The organism is Desulfovibrio sp. (genome assembly GCF_035644575.1).
GTDB lineage: Bacteria > Desulfobacterota > Desulfovibrionia > Desulfovibrionales > Desulfovibrionaceae > Desulfovibrio.
Genome location: NZ_DASQOG010000020.1, coordinates 1 through 3651, shown reverse-complemented (window position 1 = coordinate 3651; position 3651 = coordinate 1). Strand labels below are relative to the sequence as shown.

Annotated in this window: 3 protein-coding genes; 2 read left to right on the top strand and 1 reads right to left on the bottom strand. The window is 57.1% G+C overall.

Annotated elements, in window-relative coordinates; translation table 11 throughout:
• The first annotated feature begins 37 nt into the window (after positions 1–37).
• Complete coding sequence (gene secD, locus VEZ52_RS00840; protein ID WP_323389955.1) at positions 38–1618, top strand: protein translocase subunit SecD; 1581 nt, start codon at positions 38–40, stop codon at positions 1616–1618.
• Positions 1619–1762: 144 nt separating this feature from the next.
• The gene (gene secF, locus VEZ52_RS00835; RefSeq protein ID WP_324835126.1) at positions 1763–2866 is read left to right on the top strand and encodes a protein translocase subunit SecF; all 1104 of its coding nucleotides are present in this window, start codon (positions 1763–1765) and stop codon (positions 2864–2866) included.
• 188 nt (positions 2867–3054) lie between these two features.
• Here secF and VEZ52_RS00830 read toward each other — a convergent pair whose 3' ends face one another.
• On the bottom strand, positions 3055–3420 hold the full coding sequence (locus VEZ52_RS00830; RefSeq protein ID WP_324835125.1) for a molybdenum cofactor biosynthesis protein MoaE: 366 nt from the start codon (positions 3418–3420) through the stop codon (positions 3055–3057).
• Positions 3421–3651: the final 231 nt, after the last annotated feature.

The following is a 3651-nucleotide window of genomic DNA, read 5'->3' as shown; positions in this document are numbered from 1 at the left end:
TGCGGCAAAGCTTAATCTGTTGTGTGGAAGGTGAACGATGGGTCTGCTCTGGCGCTTGTCCATAGCCATCATGGTTTTTGTGTTGTCCCTTGTTTACGCGCTCCCCAGCGTTCCCTATCTGGGAACAGCTCTTGAGCGCGTTCTGCCGTCGAGCAAAATCAATCTCGGCCTTGACCTCAAGGGCGGCATCCATCTGACGCTTGGCGTTGACGTTGCCAAGGCCGTGAGCAATTCGCTGGCCCTGACCGGTCAGGATTTGCGCCGCGTGGCCGAAGATGAAAAGATTGTTGTGCTGCGCCCCCGCGTGGTGGGTGGTACCGCTCTTGAATTCGTGCTGCCGCGCGCGGAAAACGAACCCCAGTTCCGCGAACTGCTGGCCCGTCACTTTCCGCAGTTGAGCGTGGGCGAACCCCAGGCGGGCGAAGCCGGACAGTTGCGCTATGTGGCTCGTTTTACGGCGGCGGAAGTCAAGCGCATTGAAGACCTCTCGCTTGATCAGGCCCTGCGCACCATCCGTAACCGTATTGACCAGTTCGGCGTGGCCGAACCCGATATCCGCAAGCAGGCTGGCAACCGCATTCAGGTACAGCTGCCGGGTATTTCTGACCCGCGCCGCGCTGTGCAGGTTATCGGCCAGACTGCTCACCTCGAGTTCCATCTGGTGCGCGAGGATGTTGACCCCGGCAAGGCCGTGCTGCCCCCCGGCGTGATCGCGCTGCCCATGCTGGAAAAGAACCCCGGCCAGCAGCAGAAAGAAACGCTCATCGCTGTTGAAAAAGACGCCATGCTCACGGGCGAAGACGTGTCGGACGCCCGACCCGCCTTTGACAACATGAACCAGTCCTACGTCACCCTGAATTTCAATGCCCGCGGGGCGCGCATCTTTGAACGCGTCACCGGTGAAAATGTGGGCCGTCGCATGGCCATTGTGCTTGACGGCAAGGTGTATTCCGCACCTTCCATCCGCGAGCGCATCGGCGGCGGCAGGGCCAGCATCTCGGGCAGCTTCACCACCGCCGAATCCCAGGATCTTGCCATTGTGCTGCGCGCAGGTTCGCTGCCCGCCCCTGTTTCCGTGCTTGAAGAACGCACGGTCGGCCCCTCGCTGGGGCAGGAAGCCATCGACAGCGGCATCCGCGCTGCCATGGTTGGCGCTGTTGGCGTGGTGCTGTTCATCGGCATCTACTACGGTTTGAGCGGCCTCATCGCCGACGTCATGCTCTGCTTTACCATGCTTATTGTCATGGCGGGCATGGGCGCTTTTGGCGCAACCCTGACGCTGCCGGGCATTGCAGGTATCGTTTTGACTATCGGTATGGCGGTTGACGCCAACGTGCTGATCTACGAACGCATACGCGAGGAAATACGGCTGGGCCTCACGCCGCTTGCCGCAGTGCGCGCAGGTTTTGACCGCGCGGCCATTTCCATTACAGACTCCAACCTCACGTCCATCATTGTGACCGTCATCCTGTACCAGTTCGGCACCGGCCCCATCCGTGGCTTTGCCGTAACGCTGGGACTGGGCATCGTGGCCTCCATGTTTACGGCCATCTTTGTATCGCGGGCTATCTTTGAGGAGTGGGCGCGGCATTGCGGCCCCAAGGGCATCAGCATCTAGAGCATTTCCACTTAGAAATACTTGCTTAACGGCGAAGCAAGTTCGCCTTGCAAGCATTTCGTGGCGCGGATTTTCTTTTCAAAATCCGCGCAGAGCAGACAAACATTTTAATGCTACTCTGCTCTAGCGCGCCGGGAGGCAATTATGGGTTTTGCATTTATCAGACATGACACCAAGTTTGATTTCATTGGCCTGCGCCATTGGGCATATGGTATTTCGGCCTTGCTGATTCTGGTGGGCATTATCTCCACCATGTGGGGCAACGGCCTCAAGATGGGCATCGACTTTGCGGGCGGCGTTATTGTTCAGATTCAGTTTCAGCAGCCGGTGAAAGACGAAGCATTGAAGAAAAGTATTGAGGTTCCTGCACTGCCGGGCATCACCACCCAGAAGTTTGGCGACGGCGACAGGGACTATCTGCTGCGTTTTTCCAATTCGGAAAACAGTGACGCAACGCAGGTTCGTACAGCTGTTGTGGATTCACTGGCCGCTGCCTTTCCGGACAACAAGGCTGAAATTCAGCGTCTGGAAGTGGTCGGCCCCAAGGTTGGCGCAGACTTGACCAACAAGGCACTGAGCGCGCTTTTTTACGCAGTTTTGCTCATTGCCGTGTATATCTCTGGCCGGTTTGAGCAACGCTGGATGGCTGGCGCGGCCATGGCTGCGGCATTGTGGGGCGGTACCTATCTTGTCGGCCTTACCGGGCTTGGCATGGGCTGGCTTGTGCTGATCTCGCTTGCCATCACCCTTGTGGTGTGCTTTGTGCTGCGGCTCAACTTCGCGCTCGGCGCGGTTGTGGGCTTGCTGCATGACGTGGGCATCACTCTGGGGCTGCTCTCGCTCATGAAGGTTGAAGTTGACCTCAACGTTATGGCGGCCCTGCTGACTCTGGTTGGCTACTCGCTCAATGATACCATCATCGTTTATGACCGCCTGCGCGAAAACCTGCGTGCAGCACCCGACCTGAGCATGGCCGAGCTGATTAACCGCAGCGTTAACCAGACCCTTTCGCGCACCATCCTCACCAGCGGCACGACCTTTTTGGCAACGCTTTCCCTGTTCCTTGTGGGCGGCGGCGTTATCCATGATTTCGCGTTGACTGTGCTTATTGGTGTGGTCGTGGGCACGCTTTCTTCGATCTACGTGTCTTCTGCGGTGCTGTTGGCACTCGGCGATACGGATTTTTATGTTGCCCTTGTGCAGCAAAAAGGAAAATACGAGCGCCCCGGCGAACATGGCGTTGTGTAGCCTTTGTTGCAAAGCGCAGAGCTGCTTTGCCTGAGAGCTTAGTGAAAACCCCCGGTTGTCGCGGCAGCCGGGGGTTTTTGTTTTTCGGTCAGCGGGATTGTACCGCTCTGCATCAGCAATGAAAAAAGGCGTGCTTTGGGCATGCCTTTTTTACAAGTCAGCCGATAAGGCAAACAGAAGCAAAAGAGTCAGGCATCATGAATTTCCTGCTTGATGACGGCCTCGGCCTTGATACGGTCAAGCAGTTCTGCAAAGGTGGCTTTAACGTGCTCGCGTATGTCGCCCGCCACCACAAGAAAGAGCAGATCATCGCCCGGTTTGAGAAGGCCTTCCTCGGCTTGGGCAACGATGGCAAAAATTCCCGGCTGTTTTTCCATCTCGCGGCAGATGGCGTGCATTTTAGCAGTGTCGTGCGAAACTTGCACGGCTGCAACCGGGGCATGATCCCCGCGCGACCATGCGCGCACAACACCGTTGTGCACCAGCATCATACCCACGTGGTCGGCGAAGCCGGGGCGGGCTTTGAGTTCCTGAAGAGTTTTGTTAATGTCCATAAAAGCCGCCTTGGTTTTATTGGCTAGATCAACGCCGTTCGTTTGAGGCTACAACATGGCAGCCTTTGTATAAAGGATTTTATTCATGGCGCATTTATCGCAGTTACTCTCACGCCTGCCGGGCAATATTGATGTGCGCATGAGCACCATGGGCCATGTGGTGTGGGTGAGCTGGCACGACAGGCTCGCCCCCGCCGTAGGCCAGACGCTGCTGAATTATGGCGGCATGCT

Coding starts and splice junctions, on each gene's coding strand:
- secD (WP_323389955.1), top strand. CDS start 38: ATGGGTCTGCTCTGGCGCTTGTCCATAGCCATCATGGTTTTTGTGTTG.
- secF (WP_324835126.1), top strand. CDS start 1,763: ATGGGTTTTGCATTTATCAGACATGACACCAAGTTTGATTTCATTGGC.
- VEZ52_RS00830 (WP_324835125.1), bottom strand. CDS start 3,420: ATGGACATTAACAAAACTCTTCAGGAACTCAAAGCCCGCCCCGGCTTC.